This is a genomic window from Empedobacter sp. GD03739 (assembly GCF_029843245.1).
Classification (GTDB): Bacteria; Bacteroidota; Bacteroidia; order Flavobacteriales; family Weeksellaceae; genus Empedobacter; species Empedobacter falsenii_B.
Genome location: NZ_JAOCHX010000035.1, coordinates 1 through 18439, shown reverse-complemented (window position 1 = coordinate 18439; position 18439 = coordinate 1). Strand labels below are relative to the sequence as shown.

At 32.2% G+C, this 18439-nt stretch carries 19 protein-coding genes and 1 pseudogene; 13 read left to right on the top strand and 7 right to left on the bottom strand.

Annotated features, from left to right (window positions below):
• Nucleotides 1–7 precede the first annotated feature (7 nt).
• From pcaF to N5E64_RS11550, 4 genes are all read left to right on the top strand, one after another.
• Nucleotides 8–1213 (top strand): 3-oxoadipyl-CoA thiolase, encoded by a 1206-nt coding sequence (gene pcaF / locus N5E64_RS11565; protein WP_115000310.1) that lies wholly within the window; start codon nt 8–10, stop codon nt 1211–1213.
• 81 nt (nt 1214–1294) lie between these two features.
• Complete coding sequence (locus N5E64_RS11560) at nt 1295–1888, top strand: transferase hexapeptide repeat family protein (protein ID WP_219035117.1); 594 nt, start codon at nt 1295–1297, stop codon at nt 1886–1888.
• A 151-nt stretch (nt 1889–2039) separates the two neighbouring features.
• Nucleotides 2040–4091: a phenylacetic acid degradation bifunctional protein PaaZ gene (gene paaZ, locus N5E64_RS11555; protein ID WP_280037667.1), complete on the top strand. Its 2052-nt coding sequence runs from the start codon at nt 2040–2042 to the stop codon at nt 4089–4091.
• A gap of 208 nt (nt 4092–4299) precedes the next feature.
• Nucleotides 4300–5055: an enoyl-CoA hydratase/isomerase family protein gene (locus N5E64_RS11550; RefSeq protein WP_280037666.1), complete on the top strand. Its 756-nt coding sequence runs from the start codon at nt 4300–4302 to the stop codon at nt 5053–5055.
• Nucleotides 5056–5107: 52 nt separating this feature from the next.
• Here the strand turns inward: N5E64_RS11550 and N5E64_RS11545 are convergent, their stop codons facing one another.
• Nucleotides 5108–6004, bottom strand: a complete 897-nt coding sequence (locus tag N5E64_RS11545; protein ID WP_221855044.1) for a hypothetical protein — start codon at nt 6002–6004, stop codon at nt 5108–5110.
• Nucleotides 6005–6091: 87 nt separating this feature from the next.
• Between N5E64_RS11545 and N5E64_RS11540 the strand changes: the two genes are divergently transcribed.
• Nucleotides 6092–6526: an FKBP-type peptidyl-prolyl cis-trans isomerase gene (locus N5E64_RS11540; RefSeq protein ID WP_125350278.1), complete on the top strand. Its 435-nt coding sequence runs from the start codon at nt 6092–6094 to the stop codon at nt 6524–6526.
• Nucleotides 6527–6572: 46 nt separating this feature from the next.
• Here N5E64_RS11540 and N5E64_RS11535 read toward each other — a convergent pair whose 3' ends face one another.
• From N5E64_RS11535 to N5E64_RS11520, 4 genes are all read right to left on the bottom strand, one after another.
• Nucleotides 6573–6704, bottom strand: coding sequence for a hypothetical protein (locus N5E64_RS11535; protein WP_257468234.1), 132 nt, complete (start codon nt 6702–6704; stop codon nt 6573–6575).
• 84 nt (nt 6705–6788) lie between these two features.
• A complete protein-coding gene (locus tag N5E64_RS11530; protein ID WP_280037665.1) occupies nt 6789–9074 on the bottom strand; it encodes a GH92 family glycosyl hydrolase in 2286 nt (761 codons plus the stop codon).
• Nucleotides 9075–9163: 89 nt separating this feature from the next.
• Nucleotides 9164–9820 carry a 3-oxoacid CoA-transferase subunit B gene (locus N5E64_RS11525; RefSeq protein WP_219035112.1) on the bottom strand — a complete coding sequence of 219 codons (657 nt, stop codon included), beginning with the start codon at nt 9818–9820 and terminating at the stop codon, nt 9164–9166.
• A gap of 6 nt (nt 9821–9826) precedes the next feature.
• Nucleotides 9827–10540: a CoA transferase subunit A gene (locus N5E64_RS11520; RefSeq protein WP_038331757.1), complete on the bottom strand. Its 714-nt coding sequence runs from the start codon at nt 10538–10540 to the stop codon at nt 9827–9829.
• Between the two features lie 149 nt (nt 10541–10689).
• On the opposite strand from N5E64_RS11520, the gene N5E64_RS11515 reads away from it, so the two are divergent.
• The 7 genes from N5E64_RS11515 to N5E64_RS11485 all read left to right on the top strand — a co-directional run bounded on the left by N5E64_RS11515 (nt 10690) and on the right by N5E64_RS11485 (nt 15895).
• Complete coding sequence (locus N5E64_RS11515; protein WP_125350282.1) at nt 10690–11325, top strand: hypothetical protein; 636 nt, start codon at nt 10690–10692, stop codon at nt 11323–11325.
• 20 nt (nt 11326–11345) lie between these two features.
• Nucleotides 11346–12152 (top strand): intradiol ring-cleavage dioxygenase, encoded by an 807-nt coding sequence (locus N5E64_RS11510; protein ID WP_280037664.1) that lies wholly within the window; start codon nt 11346–11348, stop codon nt 12150–12152.
• Nucleotides 12139–12516 (top strand): hypothetical protein, encoded by a 378-nt coding sequence (locus tag N5E64_RS11505; protein ID WP_280037663.1) that lies wholly within the window; start codon nt 12139–12141, stop codon nt 12514–12516. Before N5E64_RS11510 ends, N5E64_RS11505 begins: the two co-directional genes overlap by 14 nt.
• A gap of 127 nt (nt 12517–12643) precedes the next feature.
• Nucleotides 12644–13684 (top strand): sensor histidine kinase, encoded by a 1041-nt coding sequence (locus N5E64_RS11500; protein ID WP_280037662.1) that lies wholly within the window; start codon nt 12644–12646, stop codon nt 13682–13684.
• Nucleotides 13677–14363 (top strand): LytTR family DNA-binding domain-containing protein, encoded by a 687-nt coding sequence (locus tag N5E64_RS11495; RefSeq protein ID WP_280037661.1) that lies wholly within the window; start codon nt 13677–13679, stop codon nt 14361–14363. Before N5E64_RS11500 ends, N5E64_RS11495 begins: the two co-directional genes overlap by 8 nt.
• Nucleotides 14364–14450: 87 nt before the next feature.
• Entirely contained in the window at nt 14451–15287 is an 837-nt protein-coding gene (locus N5E64_RS11490) for a hypothetical protein (protein ID WP_280037660.1), read from the top strand.
• Entirely contained in the window at nt 15287–15895 is a 609-nt protein-coding gene (locus N5E64_RS11485; RefSeq protein WP_115000710.1) for a class I SAM-dependent methyltransferase, read from the top strand. Before N5E64_RS11490 ends, N5E64_RS11485 begins: the two co-directional genes overlap by 1 nt.
• A 34-nt stretch (nt 15896–15929) precedes the next feature.
• Here the strand turns inward: N5E64_RS11485 and N5E64_RS11480 are convergent, their stop codons facing one another.
• Nucleotides 15930–16685, bottom strand: coding sequence for an acyl-CoA desaturase (locus tag N5E64_RS11480; protein WP_038331764.1), 756 nt, complete (start codon nt 16683–16685; stop codon nt 15930–15932).
• Nucleotides 16686–17206: 521 nt separating this feature from the next.
• Nucleotides 17207–17455 carry a hypothetical protein gene (locus N5E64_RS11475; RefSeq protein ID WP_280037659.1) on the bottom strand — a complete coding sequence of 83 codons (249 nt, stop codon included), beginning with the start codon at nt 17453–17455 and terminating at the stop codon, nt 17207–17209.
• 713 nt (nt 17456–18168) lie between these two features.
• Between N5E64_RS11475 and N5E64_RS11470 the strand changes: the two are divergent.
• Nucleotides 18169–18439, top strand: a pseudogene (locus N5E64_RS11470) (hypothetical protein); the annotation flags it as partial.

Below are 18439 nucleotides of genomic sequence, written 5' to 3'. Positions count from 1 at the left end.
TAAAACAATGAACCAAACATATATAATAGATGGAGTTAGAACTCCAATTGGTAAATTAAAAGGTGGATTATCTGCTGTTCGTCCAGACGATATGGGGGCAATGGTAATCGCCGAATTATTAAAAAGAAATCCATCAATTGATCCTGCTGCATTCTACGATGTAATTTTAGGTAATGCAAATCAAGCAGGAGAGGATAACCGTAATATAGCTCGTATGTCGGCTTTATTATCTGGATTACCTTACACAGTTCCAGGTGAAACAGTGAATCGTTTATGTGCTTCTGGCTTATCAGCTGCAATTGCAGCATCGAGAGCAATTCAGGTTGGTGATGCACAATTAATGATTTCTGGTGGAGCAGAATCGATGACACGTGCACCTTTAGTAATTTCTAAATCGGCTTCTCCATTTGGTGGTGATGCACAAATTTATGACTCAACTTTTGGTTGGCGTTTTATCAACCCAAAAATGAAAGAAATGTGGGGTGTTGATGGAATGGGAAATACAGCTGAAAACTTAGCAGAGCGTGATAATATTTCGCGTGAAGATCAAGATTTATTTGCGGTTTGGTCTCAACAAAAAACGGCTGCTGCCCAAGTGAATGGACGTTTAGCGAAAGAGATTATTCCTGTTGTTATTCCACAACGTAAAGGTGATGCAATCATTTTTGATACTGATGAATTCCCAAAGAATAATACAACAATGGAGATTTTATCAAAGTTACGCCCAGCTTTCAAAGCAGATGGAACGGTAACTGCGGGTAATGCTTCTGGACTTAATGATGGTGCGGCAGCGAATATTTTAGCTTCTGAACAAGCGATTAAAGATTTTGGTTTAACACCAATGGCACGTATTGTTTCTTCTGGTGTTGCAGGTGTTGAGCCTCGCATTATGGGAATTGGACCAGTGAATGCAACGAAAATTGCATTAGAAAAAGCTGGTTTAACAATGAATGATATTGATGTAATTGAATTAAATGAAGCTTTTGCAGCGCAATCTTTAGCATGTACGCGTGCATTAGGTTTAGTAGATAACGATTCTCGTATCAATCCAAATGGTGGAGCTATCGCTTTAGGACATCCACTTGGAATGTCAGGAGCGCGTATCTTAAATTCTGCGGCTTACGAATTACAAGCTACAGGAAAACGTTATGCATTGGTTACAATGTGTATCGGTTTAGGACAAGGTTACGCTGTAATTATTGAAAGAGCATAAAATAGTTATTCGAAATTCGAAGTTAGTTTTTCGAGTAATACTAAGTTCGAATTTCGTCAAACGAAAAACTATATTAGAAAAATGATTTACGAATTCAAAGGATATAAACCCGTTGTTCATCCAACAGCATTTATTCATCCGCAAGCTGTGGTGACAGGAAATGTGATTATTGGGAAAGATGTTTACATTGGTCCAGGTTGTGCGTTACGTGGTGATTGGGGACAAATTATTATCGAAGATAATTGCAATGTACAAGAAAATTGTACGATTCATATGTTTCCAGGAACAACAGTTCATTTAAAAGAAAAAGCGCATATCGGTCACGGCGCAATTATTCACGGCGCAACAATTGGTCGTAATTGTATGGTTGGGATGAATGCAGTTGTTATGGATAATGTTGTGGTAGAAGACGAATGTATTGTTGGTGCTTTAGCTTTTGTAAAGGCTGATACACATATTCCGACAAGAAGTGTTGTGGTTGGAAATCCTGCAAAAATCGTAAAACAAGTTTCGGATCAAATGATCGAATGGAAAGATCAAGGTACTCAACAATATATGCAATTACCAAGTGATTGTCATGATAGTTTAAAACCTTGTGAACCATTAACAGAAGTTCCAGATTATTATTACGAGTCAATGGCTTCGAATTATAAAACGTGGAATGAAAGTAAGTAAAATGTAAAAAGTATTATGTAAAATGTCATACTGAACTTGTTTCAGTATCACACTTAAATTTAATGAGATTCTGAGATGAACTCAGAATGACAAAAACTTATAACTTAATACTTACGACTTATAACTAAAAAAATACACAAACAACATAAAAATGGCTAAACAATTAGAAAATTATGCTTTAGGACAATGGACAAAAGGTTCGTCTGAAGGGCAAATGTTATATAACGCCATCAATGGCGAAGAAATAGGAACTGCATCATCAGCTGGATTAGATTTCAGTGCGATGATGGATTATGCACGTACAGTTGGTGGACCAGTTTTACGTAAAATGACGTTCCAAGAAAGAGGTTTAATGTTGAAAAAATTAGCCTTATACTTAATGGATCGTAAAGAAGAATTTTACACGGTTTCTTGGGCAACAGGTGCGACTCGTGCAGATTCTTGGGTTGATATTGAAGGAGGAATTGGAAACTTATTTGCCAATGCATCTTTACGACGTCAATTCGGAGATCAACCATTTTATGTTGAAGGAGAAACGCATAAAATCTCTAAAAACGGAACATTCTTAGGTACACATATTTTAACACCAAAACGAGGTGTTGCAATTCATATCAATGCATTCAATTTCCCAGTTTGGGGAATGTTAGAAAAAGTTGCGGTTAATTTATTGGCTGGAGTTCCAGCTATTGTAAAACCTGCGACAATTACTTCTTTCTTAACGGAAACTGTTGTTCGTGCAATCATTGAATCTGGAATTTTACCTGACGGTGCTTTACAATTAATCACAGGTTCAGCAAACGGAATTTTAGATAATGTAGAGTCAGAAGATGTTGTAACATTTACAGGTTCTGCTTGGACAGGACAAATGTTAAAAGCACATCCAAGAATTACTTCAGAAGGTGTTCCATTCAACTTAGAAGCAGATTCTTTAAACGCTTGTGTTTTAGGAGAAGATGTACAAGTTGGCTCACCAGAATTTGATATTTTCATTAAAGAGGTTACACGTGAAATGACAACTAAAGCAGGACAAAAATGTACAGCGGTTCGTCGTGCATTGGTGCCAGCTCATTTGGTTGAGGATGTTCAAATCGCTTTAGGACAACGTTTAGCAACGACTACAATTGGAGATCCAAATGTGGAAGGTGTTCGTATGGGAGCTTTAGCGGGAGCAGCGCAAGTAAAAGAAGTTCGTGAGAAAGTAGAAGAATTAGCTAAAACACAAGAAATTATTTTTGGAAACTTAGATAATTTCGAAGTAAAAGGTGCTGATAAAAACAAAGGTTCTTTTATTTCTCCAATTTTATTCTTCAACAACGATCCATTCAATAAAACGGACGTTCACAATATCGAAGCTTTTGGACCAGTTTCTACGATTATTCCTTACAACGGAACTGCCGAAGCAATTGAGTTAGTTCGTATGGGGAAAGGATCGTTAGTTTGTTCGATTGTTACTGCGGATAATGATATCGCAACAGAATTTGTATTGAATGCAGGTTCTTTACACGGACGTATCGTTATTTTGGATGCAGAATGTATCAAAGAGTCTACAGGTCACGGATCACCACTTCCATTATTAGTACACGGAGGTCCAGGTCGTGCAGGTGGAGGAGAAGAAATGGGAGGTAAGCGTGGTGTATTACACTATATGCAACGTACAGCAATCCAGGGTTCTCCAAATAAACTAACAGCTGTTACTCAACAATACCAATATGGAGCAAATTATATCGAAGAAGATAAACATCCATTCGCGAAGCATTTCGAAGAAGTTAAAGTTGGTGATACATTAATCACAGCAAAACATACGATTCAACAATCAGATATTAATGCATTTGCAGATTTATCTGGGGATAATTTCTATGCACATGTTGACGCAACTTCTTTAGAAGGAACTATTTTTGAGCGTAATGTTGCTCACGGATACTATTTATTGTCTAAAGCGGCAGGTTTATTTGTTTTAGCGAAAAAAGGTCCAGTTTTATTAAACTATGGTTTAGATGAATGTCGTTTTGTGAAGCCTGTATATCCAGGTTCTACAATTGGAGTGCGTTTTACTTGTAAAGAGAAAATCGATCAAGAGAAAAAAGACGAAAACGATATTGCAAAAGGAATTGTTCGTTGGTTAGTAGATATTTACGATGAAACAGGTGAAACTGTTGGAATCGCAACTATCTTAACGATGGTTAAAAAATTAAATCAAGATTAATATAATGTGAGAATGTGGTAATTTGTTAATGAGAAGATGATTTAGAATCATTTTCAAATTGAAAAATTACGTGAAATATTTGTCATGCTGAGCATGTCGAAGCATCTCAAATTATTAATTGTTTTGATTCAAACAATTAAACATATAATGAATAATTTATTAGTTAAATTTGCTCATTACCACATTAAAAAAAATTATCAAATTAGATATGGAAGCATACGTAAAATCAGATATACAAAATGGAATTGGTACAATTGAATTCTTTCACCCGCAAAGTAATTCAATGCCAGGTTCTCAATTAAGAAATTTAGCAACAGAAATTGAAAAATTAGGAAACGATGACGAAGTAAAAGTTATTGTTTTAAAAAGTGCTGGAGATAGAACATTCTGTGCTGGTGCATCTTTTGACGAATTAATTTCAATCAAAGATCGTGAAACTGGTCTAGAATTTTTCTCAGGATTTGCACATGTTATCAACGCAATTCGCAAAGCACCAAAATTTGTTTTAGCACGTATTCAAGGTAAAGCAGTCGGAGGTGGAGTTGGAATTGCTTCGGCAGCAGATTATACTTTTGCAACAGAATTTGCGTCTGTAAAGTTATCAGAATTAGCAGTTGGTATCGGACCGTTTGTAGTTGGACCTGCTGTAGAACGTAAAGTTGGAAATTCTGCTTTTACACAAATGGCGATTAATGCAACTGAATTTCAGTCGGCTGAATGGGCGAAAGAAAAAGGTTTGTATGCAGAAGTTTATGCAAATGCAGTTGAAATGGATGAAGGCATCGATATTTTAGCTAAAAAATTAGCTAATTCAAATCCAGAAGCAATGAAACATTTGAAACGTGTTTCTTGGGAAGGAACAGAAAATTGGGATGAGTTATTAATCGAGCGTGCAAAAATTTCGGGTGAATTAGTTTTATCAGAATTTACGATTAACGCGATTAACAAATTCAAAGCAAAATAAGAATACAATATAGTTTATAAAAAAATCCACTTCAAAATGAAGTGGATTTTTTTTATAATTTAAAATACTCGTCTTTATAATATTTACTTTTCTTTACATATAAAATATCTTTTTCTGGATTGAGAATTAGATTGAAACGTTTAATCAAATCGCCACCCATAATATTTTTGTGTTGAATTTTTATTGTACTATCAAAAAATGACATTGGTACATTTTTGAATGTTTGATTTGCCAATTCGAAATTAGGTAAAATTGATTTTTTGGAAAGTATTACATTACCAGCAGCATCATTTAGTTTTGATTCTCCAATAATTTCAAATTTTTCTAATAATTTATATTCTTTTACAAAATCATCTGAAATCATCAATGCACCAGAAAAACCTGTGTGAATCATAAATTCTGTTTCAATCGGTTTTTTGTCAATAAATGGAAAAGCTTTTATATACAGTGTTTCTTGAGAATATCTCGAATTTAATTTTGTATACTTTTTTAGTTTGGTAGGAGCTTTATCATAGACATATAACTTGTTTTCATCAAAATTGATTTCGAAATATTTTCCTTCAAAAAATTTCAAACCAATTTTTCCATCACTCTCATGTCCAGATTGTTTGTCAATAAAAATTGGAATTTTGCTGAACTCTTCATTACCAAATTTAATTACATTGCTTTGACTCATTTTCATATCCGAATATCCAGCCCAAGATGTCACATTGTTTAAGGTATCAGAAATCGAAATAGATTTCATTTTTTTATACGAATCTTCAATAATTGTAATATAATCAGAGCCTGTATGTAACATCAATTGCACCGTATCTTTTTGATTGATAATAACTGGTACTAAAATATTGTTGTATTTTGTTAATCGAAATGGTATTTCTTTTACGATATTCTGCCCGAAAATTACAATTGAAATAATAGTAAAAAGTAACGAAAATATTATCTTTTTCATTTAGTTGTATAATTTCATTAAAAGTAAACTAATTTGTAGAAATGATTAATATGCTATAATTAAAAATATTCCTTTTAAATTTGTGGTATGGGAGTAGCTGAATTATTACTAAAACGCAAACAAGAATTGATTGAAAAGAATAAAACTGAAGGTTTAGCTTTTCGAGAAGAATATAAATTGAAAGAAGGTGTAACCGAAACTGAAAGTGGATTATTGTACGAAATAATCACATTGGGCGAAGGAGTGAAGCCAACTTTATCCGATACCGTTTTGTGTCATTATCATGGAACAAATATCAAAGGTGAAGTTTTTGATAGCTCGGTTCAACGTAAGAAGCCAGCCGCTTTTCCTTTGGAAAATGTAATAAAAGGTTGGGCGGAAGGAGTACAATTAATGCCAGTTGGAAGTAAATTTAGATTTGTTGTAAAACCAGAAATTGGTTATAAAGATCGCGAAATTTCAAAAGAATTAGGACCATATTCTACCATGATTTTTGAAGTAGAATTGATGGGAATTTTATAAAATATTAAAAAGCAAAAACCTCCAAATTTTGGAGGTTTTTTTATGCTTAATTTTTTGCGTTATTGCGACGTTTTTTCTTTAAACGATTCGTTTGAACTAATTGTTTATGTTTTGGATCTTTTAATTTATCCACTAAAACTTGTAAATGATTTTCTTCTTTTTTTGCCTTTTTAGCCATTTTTTAGGTTTTTAATTTGATTCAAATTAATCATTATTCTTCAAGTAGTCAAACTTATTTATTTAATTATAAAATATTTAACGTTTATTTTTTAGGTTTGTCACTCATATAAAAAATGATTTTTCCACCATTCACAATATCAAAATGATTTAAATTGAACGAAGAGTAAGACTTTCCATTAAGTTCTATTTTTTGGATGTAAACATTCTTCTTCGATTGATTTTTCACTTCAATTTCAAATTGTTTTCCATTCTCTAAATTCAATTTAGCATGATCTACCAAAGGACTCCCAATTGTGTAATCTGTCGATCCTTGCTGAACAGGATAAAAACCTAAAGCACTAAAAATATACCACGCACTCATTTGTCCAGTATCATCATTTCCGCCCAAACCATCAGGTGTAGGTTTATATTGCATTTCCAAAATCATTCTGATTTTTTCTTGTGTTTTCCACGCTTGTCCCGCCCAATTATACAAATACGCAACATGGTGTGCCGGCTCATTTCCATGAACATAACCACCAATTATTCCTTCACGCGTAATGTCTTCTGTCTCCGCAAAATATTCGTCAGGCAAATGCATCGTAAATAATTTGTCCAATTTTGCTCCAAACTTCTTTTTTCCACCCATTGCTTCAATTAATCCATTTGGATTTTGAGGAACAAAAAAGCTAAAATTCCACGAATTTCCTTCAATAAAACCTTGTCCATGTGTATTCAATGGATCAAATTCTTTCTTGAAACTTCCATCCGCTAATCGAGGACGCATAAATCCAATCGAAACATCATAATTATTTTTCCAATTCTCAGAACGCTTCATAAATGTTTCATATACATCCATTCGATTCAATTTTTTTGCAGCTTGCGCAATCGACCAATCATCGAAAGCATATTCTAACGTATTCGAAATTGATGTACCATTTTTCTCAGCTGGAATATAACCTTTGTCGATATAATCGCCAATTCCTTCATAATCACGTTTATTTGCCGTAACAATACACGCGTCCAAAGCAGCATTTGCATCTTCGTTATAAACACCTTTTACAATCGCATCTGCAACAACTGTAACAGAATGATAGCCGCTCATACACCAGTTTTCGTTGGCATAATGCGACCAAATTGGCAACATTTTTATTGGATTTTGCTCATAATGTTTCATCATCGATTTTACCATGTCATTGTTGCGTTTTGGTTGAATGATATTGAACAACGGATGCAGTGCACGATAGGTATCCCAAAGTGAAAAAGTGGTGTAATTTGTAAAATCTTTGGCTTGATGAATTTCTTGATCCAAACCTTTGTACTGCCCATTCACATCCATATAAGTTGTCGGATTGATGAAGGTATGATACATCGCTGTATAGAAATTTATTTTATCATTTTCTGAAGCTTTAATCTGAATTCGATTCAATTCCTTGTTCCAATTTTCTTTTGCTTCGTTACGCACTTGTTCAAAATTCCAATGTGGAATTTCTGTTGTCAGATTTTCTAACGCATTGGTTTGACTGACTGGAGAAATCGCAAATTTGATTTTTACTTTTTCATCTTTTTCTGTATCAAAATCGAAATACATTTTGATCTTTTTTCCTTCGATTAATGGAAAATTCTGAGTTTCGTTCCATTTACGCCAAAAACCTTTGTAATCAACTTGTCCGTCTTCATTTTTTTGTCCATAATTTTTAAATGGTTTTGAAAAAGTCATCGCAAAATAAACCGTTCTATTTCTTGCCCAACCTCGTGTTTGTCTATAACCCGTAATCAATGTGTCATTCACCACGCGAACATACGTCCATGTATTTTTGTCATCATAATTATAAATTCCAGCATTCAAATCCAAAATAATATGTGAATCAATCGATTTTGGAAATGTATATTGATGAAAACCAACTCGAGTAGAAGCGGTCATTTCTGCCCAAATATTATAATCATCCAATTTGACTTTGTAATATCCAGTTTCGGCAGTTTCGTTTTGATGCGAAAATCGAGAACGATAACCGCTATCAGGATTTTGAGCAGTTCCGGGATTTAATTTTAATTTTCCAACGGTTGGCATAATTAAGAAATCACCCAAATCAGAATGTCCTGTTCCATTAAAATGTGTATGACTAAATCCAGTTATTGTTTTATCTTCAAAACGATAACCCGCACAATAATCATAAACTTTTGGATTGTATTTGTGGTTGATAGCATAAGGAATAGAATCTGTTTCTGGGCTTAATTGAACAGCGCCAAAAGGAACAGTTGCGCCAGGGAAAGTATGTCCCATTTTTTCTGTTCCAATCATGGGATTGACATATTTTACTAAATTCTGTTGCTGCGCAAAAGCAAGAGAATTGAGTGAAAGTAGAGCGATTACTAATTTTGTTTGCATCGATTTTTAAGTATTAATTTGAATAAAGTTAAACAAATCGAGCATAAAAAAAGGAAAGCTTTTTAACTTTCCTTTCGAATCTTTATTTTTTATAAAATCATTTCGGGAATTTCTCCTTCAATAATTAATTTTCCTTCAGTTGCATTTTTGATGTCTTCCACAGAAATTCCTGGTGCTCGCTCTAATAATTTGAAACCACCTTCTGGTAAAACTTCTAAAACAGCTAATTCAGTAACAATTTTTTTGACACATTTTATTCCTGTTAAAGGAAGTGTACATTCTTTTAGAAGTTTAGATTCTCCTGCTTTGTTCACATGTTGCATGGCTACAATAATATTATCAGCCGAAGCTACTAAATCCATTGCACCGCCCATTCCTTTTACCATTTTTCCAGGAATTTTCCAGTTGGCAATGTCTCCATTCTCCGAAACTTCCATTGCGCCAAGAATTGTTAAATTGATTTTTCGTGCGCGAATCATTCCGAAACTCATCGTCGAATCAAAGAAAGCTGAACCTGGTAAAGTTGTAATCGTTTGTTTACCCGCATTGATAAAATCAGGATCTTCTTCACCATCGATAGGGAAAGGTCCCATTCCTAATAATCCATTTTCTGATTGTAAAACAACATTTACATTTTCGGGAATATAATTAGCAACCAACGTTGGAATTCCGATACCTAAATTCACATAAAATCCGTCTTGTACTTCTTTTGCAATACGTTTTGCAATACCATTTTTATCTAACATTTTCTTTTATGATTTAGGTTGAACAGTTCTATTTTCGATACGTTTCTCGTATTTCGCACCTTGAATAATTCGATTGACATAAACGCCAGGCGTATGAATTTGATTTGGATCTAATTCTCCAATTTCTACCAATTCTTCCACTTCGGCAATCGTAATTTTTCCACACATAGCAGCTGGATGATTGAAATTTGCTGTTGCACCACGGAAAACTAAATTCCCCGCTGTATCACCTTTCCACGCTTTTACAATTGCAAAATCAGGCTCGAAAGCATATTCTAACAAATATTCTTTTTCGATTCCGTGAAAGGTAAATTTTCTGATTTCTTTTCCTTCAGCGACTTCAGTTCCAACTCCAGCAGGCGTAAAAATTGCAGGCATTCCATAACCAGCAGCCATTAAGCGAGTAGCTAAAGTTCCTTGCGGAATCAATTCAACCTCTAATTCACCTGAAAGCATTTGACGTTCAAATTCTGCATTTTCTCCAACATAAGAAGAAATCATTTTTTTGATTTGTCGTCCTTGTAATAATAATCCCAAACCAAAATCATCTACACCAGCATTATTACTGATACACGTAAGATTATTGATTTTTTTGTCCACTAAACCTTGAATAAGATTTTCAGGAATTCCAGAAAGTCCAAAGCCTCCAACAGCCAGCGTCATTCCGCTTTCTACACCTTGCAGTGCTTCTTCGATGCTGTTTACTTTTTTGTTTATCATTTTTGTTGTGTTTGATCGTATAAATTCTATTGCTAAAGATAAATAAAATCGAATCATAATTCAATTAACCTACAAAAATCTTGGGTTAACCTCTAAAATTTAGTCGAATTAAGATGATAAATTATATTTGTTTCAAGATAATATGAAGTATGATAAAGTTGTGTAAAGCTGAGAATCGAAATTTATTTGAGAATAAATATATCAGAATTAATGCGTTAAATGATGATAATTCTATTTCTGATTTTGCTTTTATTGATGATGTTGCTGTGAATGGTCAAGGTACTTATCAAAAAGTAATCAAGGAAAGTGGTTATTTGATTTTGTTGCCTTTGATGAATAATATTCGTTTGAACATGAATGGTTTTAATTGGAAAATTGAAGTCAATCAATCGTTTATTTATTATTTAGACAAAGGAACCATTATCGATGTCGAAGGTGAATACAGCAACGATTATTCGTATTTCTATTCGTTATTTTTGGTAAAAGAAAAACAGCAAATTGCTAAAATGATTGTTCCAATTGATTTGGATAGAGAGAATCGTTTAGAGAAAATTATTCGCCATGATTTGTTTAATGTTTTTTTAGGAAAATTTGATTTGAGAAGAGAATCAGAAATACCAATGAAAAAAGTTGAAAGAAATTGGTTAATTATTTCGTTAACAGGAATTTTTGAGATTCATAATCGTTTAATCGAATCCAGAGATTTATTGGAAATTAAGTCAGATGAACACGTAGAATTTGAATCGTTGAGCGAAAATTCTTTGTTAATGGTGATTGATTACTAATACTAAAAATACATTACAAAATGGAAAGAAAAGATTTTATAAAAAATAGTTTGGGTTTATTGGGCGCAAGTTTAATTGTTCCAAAAGTGTTGATGAGTTGCAAAGACTCTAATGTTGTAAATGATTGTGAACTATGGGCCTCTGAAACAGAAGGTCCATTTCCTACAAAAAAGCCAGAAGATTTTTTATCTAAAAATATAAAAGGTGATCGAACAGGAGTAGAGGTGACAATCAAAATTAATGTAACCAATGTTGATGAAAGTTGTCAACCCTTAATAGGCGCGATTGTTGATATTTGGCATTGTGATAAAGATGGAAATTATTCACAATATGGCGGAATGCGTATGCAACCAATCGATTATAAATCGTATAAATTTTTGAGAGGTAGACAAGTAACTGATGAAAATGGAAATGTTGAATTCAATTCTATTTTCCCAGGTTGGTACGAAAGTCGTGCAACGCATATCCATGTGCACATTTACAATGCAAATGGCGTTTCGATAAAAGTAACGCAAATTGCTTTTCCAGAAGGTGAAAATTCTGTTGTAGAAATTGTAAATTCAGCCAAAAAATATGGTTATACAAAAGGTTTGACAGGTTATACGTACAATGCGAATGACAATGTCTTTTCGGATGATACAGACGGAAATCAATTGGCAAAAGTGAGCGGAAGTTTAGAAAAAGGATATACAATTGAGGCAGATATTGTAATTTCTACAGAAAATATAGAGAAAGCAAAAGAGCCGACGGGCGGAGGGCCAGGAATTCCTCCACCTCCAGATGGAATGCCTCCTTTTGATAGAAAACCAAAAGATGAAAACAATTAAAAAAGTTCAGTTTGCTTATCGTTTAGTGATTGATGCTTCGACAACGTCAATTTGGGAGAAATATGTTTTTCATGCGACGTACAAAGAGTATTATTTGCAAGAGCAACTTTTTCAACAAGAAATGCATAAAGTAGAAACTTTTCGAGAATTGTTGCGCCAAAATAAAAAAGCAGAGCAATTGCATTATTTGGTAGGAATGGCGACTATTCCGTATATCGAACAATTGGAAGGAAATTTGTATCAAATCACAGATAATTTGAACAAAATCTACCTTAATTTTGTAGATTTCGAGTTGGATGTTATAAATTCTTCTAATCAAAATCACGCAAATCACAAGGTTGCGCTTACGTTTTATACCAAATAATATTTTTATTTTGGAGAGGTTAACAATCATTATTTAATTTCTTTGGATGAAGAGTTAAATGAAAATATAAAAACGTTGATGATTCCAAATAGACAACATTTTTCTATTGTTTCAATTGAATTACAAGATGAATAAAGTAAAAATTACAAAGAGAGAAATCGTTATTTTCAGTATAGTTTCAATTATTTTTCTGTTGATTCCATTTATTGCTGCGCCAAATTTTTCGAGCGATCAATCTATTTTCAAAACAGGTTTTTTCAAGCGAATGCTTTTTGAAAATATCTTATTGTTAGTGTTCTTTTTGGTGAATTATTTCGTGTTAATTCCAAAATTATATTTTCAGAAACGTTATTTTTTCTACATCGTTATTCTCATCATTTTCTTTTTTGTGGTGTATAAAGTTCCAGAATTTGCGTTTCATTTTAACAAAGTTCCACCAAAAATTCCGCCTTTTAATCGTTTTGAGTCTCGAAAACCGCCTCGTAATTTTATGATGTGGAGCCCGAAAATTATTATGTTTTCGATGATGGCGATTGTTTCGCTTTTTATTCGACAAAATAAACGTTTTCAGGAAATGAAAAATGAAAAACAATTGTCTGAAATTGCTTATTTAAGAGCACAAATCAATCCACATTTTTTGTTCAATACGTTGAATAATATTTATGCTTTAACGCTTCAAAAGTCAGATTCTGCTTCGGATGCGGTGATGAAATTATCCAAAATGATGCGATTTGTAGTTTCAGATTCTTCCAAAGATTTTGTGCCTTTGCAACAAGATTTAGATTATATAAAGAATTATATTGAGTTGCAAAAATTGAGATTAACGAACAAAGAATCTGTTATTTTTGAGGTCGAAGGAAATTCTGCAGATTTAAGAATTTCTCCATTAATTTTAATTAATTTTATCGAAAATGCATTCAAATATGGTGTGATTGATGAAGCTTCGGAACCTGTTATTATTTCGATAAAAGTTGAGCAACAAACATTATTTTTGAACGTAGAAAATACCATTTCGAAAGAGGTAAATCCTGAAACAGAAAAAAGTGAAATTGGTTTGAAAAATACGAAAAAGAGATTAGATTATTTTTATACAAACCATTATAAATTAGCTATTCATAATGATTTATCTAAATTTATTGTTGAACTAAAAATTTTCTTGAATGATTAAAGTAATTGCAATAGATGATGAGCCGTTGGCATTGATGGTAATCGAAAATTATTGTTCGAGAAATGAACATGTTGAGTTAGTAAAAACCTTTTCCAATTTGAAAGATGCGCAGAAATATATCAATCAATTTCCAATCGATTTGATGTTTTTGGATATTCAAATTTCGCGTACAAATGGAATGGAATTTTACAAAAATATGGAGAAGAAAATTCCCGTTATTTTTACCACAGCTTTTGCGGAATATGCGGTTGATGGCTTTAATGTTGCGGCGATTGATTATTTGTTGAAGCCGATAGATTACGATAGATTTGAAGAAGCGGTGAACAAAGCGGTGTTGATTTTGGTGGATAAAAAACTGAATGAAGATAAAGAGTTTTTGACGATTAGAGCCGATTATAAATTGAATAAAATTGCCTACGATGAAATTGATTTTATTGAAGGTTTGGACGATTATGTAAAAATTCATCTCGCAAACGGAAAACGAATTACTGCTCGAATATCGATGAAATCTATCTTAGAAAAACTGCCCGATCAACTTTTTGTCCGAGTTCATCGATCTTATATCGTTTCGATAAAAAAAGTGAAATCAATTCAAAATAAAGTCTTATATTTGAAAGACGAAGAAATTCCGATTGGTGAAACGTATAAAAATGTCATTCTAGAATTTTTCAAAATTTAAGAGGTTAAGAAAATGGAAAAAAAAGTGATTAGTCGATTTATCGTAAACATTTTTTTTTCCAATTTTTTTTTAATTCTACTTTCTATCGTGCTCAATATAGAGACGAATATCAAAATTGGTTTACCGTTTAATTCAATTGCGTATTACGCTTTTATTAGCACCATTACCGTATTGTTTTATTTGTATGCCTACAGAATTCCAAAATCTTTAAAATCATCAAGTAATCCAAGAACTCAGTTTTACATTACTCATCGTAAATCTGTTTGTATTTATACCGCTATTTTAGCCGTAATCGCTTTAGTTTCTGGAATTATTTTAGCACTAAATTGTTTACCGAATTACGAAATATTAACTTGGAAATGGTTGGCTGTCTTATTTTTTACAGCAATTTTATCCTTTGGATACTATGATTTTAAATTCGGAATTTCGTTACGTAGAACAATGTTGTTAAAACCGTTTTTAATTAGCTGGACTTGGGCAATTACAACCGTTTTTTTACCAGTTTTATTTTTGATGTTGAAGAATGAAACACATTATGTCATAGATGCAAAATTCTATTTTCTATTTTCTCAAACCTTCATGTATTGTGTTGTGAATGCTATTTTGTTTGATTTGAAAGATTATGAAGATGACAGTAACCGAAATTTAAAAACTTTTGTTGTAAAATATGGTTATCATTTTACGTTAAACCGCATTATTTTGCCCTTAATATTTCTAGGATTTTTAAGTTTTGTAATCTTCGGAATATGGTATGGATTACCGCTTCACCGCATTTTGTTTATGTTAATTCCGATTGTTTGTTTGGCTATTTTTGCTTTTAAACTCAATCGTCCAAAAGCCATTTTATATTATTTAATTGCGATTGATGGAATGATTTTGTTGAAAGCAATTTGTGGAATTTTAAGCGTAATTTTATTCGAATAATGAACTACAATTTTATCGCGCCATATTATCATTCGTTGAGTCAGTTGATTTTTTTGAATCGTCAACATCAGGCTCATTTTGTGATTTTGAAACATTTGAAAGAGAATGATAAAATCTTGTGGGTTGGAGGAGGAGCGGGGAAATTTATCGCTGAAATAGAAAAGTTAAATCTAAAATTGGACATCGATTATGTTGATTTTTCTTCGAAAATGATTGATTTAGCCCAAAAAGAAAAAACGTCACATTTAAACATCAATTTTATTGTTGCAGATATTTTTGATTTCGAAACGGATAAAAAATATGATGTGGTGATGACTACTTTTTTGTTCGATCATTTTAATCAACCCAAAGCTGAAGAATTATTTAGCCAAATAAATTCGTATTTGAAAGTAGGAGGTTTGTGGTTTTATGTTGATTTTGTACAAAATCAGAAAGGTTGGCAAAAAAGTGTGACGAATGTGATGTTGAGCTTTTTTAGAATTGTTATTGGTTTGGATATTTCTCAGTTACCTAAAATGAAACAAAGTTTTACGTCGTATTTTGAAATCGTCGAACACAAATTCTTTTTTAAGAAATATATAGAAAGTATCGTTTATCAAAAGAAATAAAAAAAGCGATTCAATTTATTGAATCGCTTTCATTTTACATATAATCGGTGTCTAATTTACCTTTTTTGAACTGAATGATATTCAGTTTATTCATTGCCCAAATGCATGGATACATTGGATCGAATTCCCATTTCTTAACAGCGAAATTAGGACGTCCACCAAATTTATGGTGATTGTTATGCAAACATTCTCCCCACATTAACCAGTCAATCGGCATCAAGTTTGTTGAAGTATCTCCAACATCGTAATTACGGTAGCCTAATTTGTGCGAAAACCAGTTGATGATTACACCATGTAGTGGGCTCATTAAAACTTGCATTGGAATGAATACAAAATACGTCCAAAGTGGTGCGTCAACAGCAACATAAATTAATATGTAAATGATTACCCAAGCTAAACGTACAGCATTATTTCCAGCAAATCTATCCCAAGAACGCCAAGAAGGAACACCTTTTTTGAATTTTTCTAAAACTTGTGTTTTATCGTGGTCAATTTCGTTGTAAACAATACGAGTTCTCCACATCATCGCAAAGAAATTTGGATCATATTGTGGCGAATGTGGATCCTTTTCTGTGTCTGCATACGCGTGATGATGTCTGTGCATAACCCCGTATGTATAGGGACTTAGATAAGATGAACCTTGAAAAATCCACGCTAAAACGTGAAAGATTTTTTCCCAAGCTCTTGACATCGTAAACATTGCATGTGATGCATATCGGTGATGAAAAAAAGTTTGGAAAAATAAAGAAGCATACCAATGTATAACAAAGATAATGATTACTGCTGTCATTACTAATTTTAAATTTTTACAAATATAATCGTTAGGATTGTGAATTCCACTAATTAAAATCATAGAACTCATAAAATTATTGATTATTTATAATGAAAAAATTTAATTTTTAATAGACTTTAATCAAATAAATTATCCATTTGTTAGTAAGGTTTTTACGTGTAAATGTTTAATACTAAATGCATTGATTAAATAAATGTTAAAGTTACACACCTAAATAAGCAATTATTTCTCTTGCAATTGCTGCACCAGCTCTATTTGCACCCATTGAATGGGCAAGCCTTCTCTCACACGTTTATCTACAATTGCTACGGCTTCTTGTCCTAATTCTTCGGTGAATTTGTTATTTCTAAAATCGAATGATCTTCTTTTTACCTATGTTGTATAGGTAGCTTTTGAGATTTCGTCTAATAATTGAACGGCTTCTAATCACAACGATATCAACTTTGTAAAATAGTTCTGAATGATTCATTTTATAAAGCTAATTAAAACTATTTGTAAAGTCATGTGAAGAAATCGTTTTATTTGGTTTTCTTCTGAATGCGATATGTAAATTGTGAAACTTTACATCCCCAAAGTTTTAGAGTTTGAATTGCTTGTAAATGATTATCTTTTTCTTTTACAATTAATTGATCGGTAAACGAAGAAATAAATTGTGCCCAATAATTGTGCTTAGCATCATTCAATAAAAAGTAGAAACCAGCATCGCCAAATTGTTTTCCGCTTGAATCTAAAATCAATTCATTTTCAAGACCAACACTTGGTTTCATAATTACCGTTGCATTGCCTTTTGGTAAAGGAAAAACAGCTTTGATACAGGTTTTGGCAGAAGGAAGTTAATGTCTCAAACCATTTATTTTATTTGTTTTCAAAGGGAAAAGCATTAATTTAAAGGCTTGAAAATAGCTAAGCTTTGCGATATGATAAGAGAAAATATTCATCTATGCAAAATACTATTTTAAAAATGAAAAGATGAAGTTGTCATTAAATATTTTGAAAGGAATTTCAAGAAAATTAAATATCAATATATAATGTTCTCTTTACTTAGTTGAGGTAGTTTTTATATTTAATCACTGTTTATAAAAAGATGAAATAATTAGAAACTTTTAATTTGATTGACAATAATTTGTACTGAGCTAAAGTACAAATAGAAACTTGTTCAAGTCATGATCCTACTTACTATATCATAGGAACTAATCTGTTATTTCCAATTTAAAGTTAATAAAGAGAGGTTCTGTAAATAGAAGTTTATGTTATCTCTATTTTAATTTGTCTAAAATTCTATTTAATCTAAAAAAATAATTCAGGATAATTATATTTTTATTCAATATTAATTATATAAAAAATAAGCATATAATTAGTATTTTAATAAACTAAAGCTATTTATTTTTTGTAACATTAAATAAAATGCATTATTTTTTATTTTAGGTTATTGTATTTTTTATTTTCTATAACTTTGTAAATATTGGTTAATAAAAAATTTATGAAAAAAATTTTACTTGCTATAGCATTTGCTGCACCTTCAGTATTTGTTTTAGCTCAAGTAGGGATTGGTACTAATGATCCTAAAGCGACATTAGATGTTACAGCAGTTAATTCAACAGGAACTTTAGAAACTGTAGAAGGTGTTTTAATTCCAAGAGTTGATAGAGAGAGAGCACAATCGATGCTTAATGTAGATAAGTCTACAATGGTTTTTATTAATAATATTAGTACAGGGTCTCAAACAGGCACAGCTATTAATATAAATGCAG

What these genes read in the sequence shown, in the direction of transcription:
- pcaF (WP_115000310.1), top strand. Translation starts at nt 8, where the DNA reads ATGAACCAAACATATATAATAGATGGAGTTAGAACTCCAATTGGTAAA.
- N5E64_RS11545 (WP_221855044.1), bottom strand. Translation starts at nt 6,004, where the DNA reads ATGAAAAAGATAATATTTTCGTTACTTTTTACTATTATTTCAATTGTA.
- N5E64_RS11520 (WP_038331757.1), bottom strand. Translation starts at nt 10,540, where the DNA reads ATGATAAACAAAAAAGTAAACAGCATCGAAGAAGCACTGCAAGGTGTA.
- N5E64_RS11495 (WP_280037661.1), top strand. Translation starts at nt 13,677, where the DNA reads ATGATTAAAGTAATTGCAATAGATGATGAGCCGTTGGCATTGATGGTA.
- N5E64_RS11550 (WP_280037666.1), top strand. Translation starts at nt 4,300, where the DNA reads ATGGAAGCATACGTAAAATCAGATATACAAAATGGAATTGGTACAATT.
- N5E64_RS11505 (WP_280037663.1), top strand. Translation starts at nt 12,139, where the DNA reads ATGAAAACAATTAAAAAAGTTCAGTTTGCTTATCGTTTAGTGATTGAT.
- N5E64_RS11510 (WP_280037664.1), top strand. Translation starts at nt 11,346, where the DNA reads ATGGAAAGAAAAGATTTTATAAAAAATAGTTTGGGTTTATTGGGCGCA.
- N5E64_RS11515 (WP_125350282.1), top strand. Translation starts at nt 10,690, where the DNA reads ATGATAAAGTTGTGTAAAGCTGAGAATCGAAATTTATTTGAGAATAAA.
- N5E64_RS11530 (WP_280037665.1), bottom strand. Translation starts at nt 9,074, where the DNA reads ATGCAAACAAAATTAGTAATCGCTCTACTTTCACTCAATTCTCTTGCT.
- N5E64_RS11480 (WP_038331764.1), bottom strand. Translation starts at nt 16,685, where the DNA reads ATGACAGCAGTAATCATTATCTTTGTTATACATTGGTATGCTTCTTTA.
- paaZ (WP_280037667.1), top strand. Translation starts at nt 2,040, where the DNA reads ATGGCTAAACAATTAGAAAATTATGCTTTAGGACAATGGACAAAAGGT.
- N5E64_RS11525 (WP_219035112.1), bottom strand. Translation starts at nt 9,820, where the DNA reads ATGTTAGATAAAAATGGTATTGCAAAACGTATTGCAAAAGAAGTACAA.
- N5E64_RS11485 (WP_115000710.1), top strand. Translation starts at nt 15,287, where the DNA reads ATGAACTACAATTTTATCGCGCCATATTATCATTCGTTGAGTCAGTTG.
- N5E64_RS11560 (WP_219035117.1), top strand. Translation starts at nt 1,295, where the DNA reads ATGATTTACGAATTCAAAGGATATAAACCCGTTGTTCATCCAACAGCA.
- N5E64_RS11540 (WP_125350278.1), top strand. Translation starts at nt 6,092, where the DNA reads ATGGGAGTAGCTGAATTATTACTAAAACGCAAACAAGAATTGATTGAA.
- N5E64_RS11535 (WP_257468234.1), bottom strand. Translation starts at nt 6,704, where the DNA reads ATGGCTAAAAAGGCAAAAAAAGAAGAAAATCATTTACAAGTTTTAGTG.
- N5E64_RS11475 (WP_280037659.1), bottom strand. Translation starts at nt 17,455, where the DNA reads ATGAAACCAAGTGTTGGTCTTGAAAATGAATTGATTTTAGATTCAAGC.
- N5E64_RS11500 (WP_280037662.1), top strand. Translation starts at nt 12,644, where the DNA reads ATGAATAAAGTAAAAATTACAAAGAGAGAAATCGTTATTTTCAGTATA.